This is a genomic window from Anaeromassilibacillus sp. Marseille-P3371 (genome assembly GCF_900169665.1).
Taxonomy (GTDB): domain Bacteria; phylum Bacillota; class Clostridia; order Oscillospirales; family Acutalibacteraceae; genus Anaeromassilibacillus.
This window is the reverse complement of record NZ_LT835157.1, coordinates 139752-141835: the sequence shown is the minus strand read 5'-3', so window position 1 is coordinate 141835 and position 2084 is coordinate 139752. Positions and strand designations below refer to the sequence as shown.

The 2084-nt window shown below is 45.3% G+C and carries 2 protein-coding genes; both read left to right on the top strand.

Features of this window, described 5'->3' with window-relative positions:
- Positions 1-347: 347 nt before the first annotated feature.
- A complete protein-coding gene (locus tag B9Y59_RS14900) occupies positions 348-911 on the top strand; it encodes a hypothetical protein (RefSeq protein WP_143255179.1) in 564 nt (187 codons plus the stop codon).
- A gap of 48 nt (positions 912-959) precedes the next feature.
- Positions 960-1193 (top strand): IS3 family transposase, encoded by a 234-nt coding sequence (locus B9Y59_RS14895; RefSeq protein WP_330395911.1) that lies wholly within the window; start codon positions 960-962, stop codon positions 1191-1193.
- Positions 1194-2084: the final 891 nt, after the last annotated feature.

Genomic DNA, 2084 nt, shown 5'->3' with positions numbered 1-2084 from the left:
TACTACATCAGGGGGTATTATCATGTCAAAAAAGAAATGGACAAACATCAAAATTCTCGGGGCAGAGATCAACGCAATGCGCGAAGCAAGGAAATCCAGACAAGAAATAGCGGACTATTTCGGCCTTGATAAAGTTCAAATTAAGAACGGGGTTCATCGATACAACAAAGAGGTAAAACGTACGGTATCCGGAATTGCGCCACGCCCAAAGGGCCGTCCGCGCAAAGACGGGGAACCACCTCGGCAGAACGAAAAGAGCGAACTGGAACGGCTTCGCATGGAAACAAGCGGTTGCAGGATTTTCTGCAATTCACAGAAAGGAAGTAAGGCCAAAAGTAGAATATCATGTGATCTATAGGAACCGAGAGCGTTATCTGGTCTCTGTCATGTACCGGTTTTTTGAGGTATCCCGGAGTGGATATGATGACTTTGTCCACCGTTTGGAACGCAAGAAGAAGGATGAAGGAGAAGGATGCAGATTTGGCGGAAGCTATCCACGTTCAGCGAGGGCGCTGCTTCAAGATATATGGATATCGACGGATGTGGCTGTGGTTGGAGAAACAAGGCACGCACCGCAATCCAAGACAATTCTGCGAATCATGAAGAAATACGGCCTTTGGGCAGAAATTCGCCGCCGGAGACAATGGGTTCAGATGGGTCAACAACTGCACAAATATGAAAACCTTTTGAAGCGTCCATTTCAAGCAGACAGGCCCAACAGCAAATGGGTGACCGATATCTCCTACATCCACACCAAAGAGGGAGTGTTGTACCCATCCACGATTCGTGATTTGTATAATAACAGCGTTGTTGCCTATAAGACCGGTACACAGCAGACGGTGAATCTCGTTTTGGATACCATCCACCTGGCTATGATGAAGGAGAAAAAGAGAGTCGCTGCAACGTTATAGCTCCACAGCGACCAAGGGTTTCAATACACTTCCCGAGAGTATTTTCACCTGACTCAATCCTATGGTATAACGCCGTCCATGTCAAGACGGGGAAACTGTTATGACAATGCTATGGCAGAAAATTTCTTCTCCATTCTAAAAATAGAGTGCATCTCCCGCCTCAAGCCAACGACATTTGCTGAGGCCAGGGAGGGCATTGACAGCTACATTTATTTTTACAACCACGACCGTATCCAGTTAAAAGCTGGAGTGGCGCCGCTCACGCTGCGCCACTCCGCTTAAAACTTAATTTTTCCTACCAAGGGACTTTTTGTGCTATCCGTATAATTGGGGGCAGTACATAATCCGGTACAGAGACTTTGTTTTTGTGGGATATAGTTTGAAAGGGGAGAGAGGCGTTAGCAGGGGTGGTGGAATAGGCAGCAAGGATTGCCGGTGCTTTTTAAGGTGGCCCTGTTTTGCATTTCTGTCCGTAGGGGTACCAGACAAAAATATGAACATACGGAATTTCACAAGAGTGTGGCCGAGGAAAAATGAAAAATATCTTTAAGAACCGCCGCACGGTTATGGACCTCTACTCTACTGAAAGAGCTACTACAACCCACGCAAGCGGGAGAAGTGTAGATCCGAATGATTATTGATTTTTTAGATACACCAGTGATCGGATTCCAGCTATTTTTACTCCTTCCACAACACGATTCCGATGTTGCCTTATTATTGGATACATCGCATCTTTTGCGCCTTCGGCATCTCCTACGGAAGTCCCTTATTATTGACCGTTAGGCACTTGATTGAGTACCGGTTACTTCTCCTTTTCCTATAATGCAATTCCAATGTTTGCCTATCCATTCCAGACACACAACGTCCTTCATCCCTATGGTACTTCCTACGGAAGTTCCCTGTTATCGATTACTAGCCACTTGATTCGGATACCCGCTATTTTTACTCTTTCCACAACTTAATTCTTATGTTCACCTATCATAAACGGATACATCACGTCTTTCGCGCCTTCGATGTCCTTCTACGAAAGTTCCCTGTTACCAATTGCCGGTCACTTGATTGAATATCGGTTACTTCTACTTTTCCTATAATACAATTACAATGTTTCTATCCAATTCAGACACACAATGTCCTTTATACGGCGCCTCCTACGGAAGTTCCCTGTTATCGATT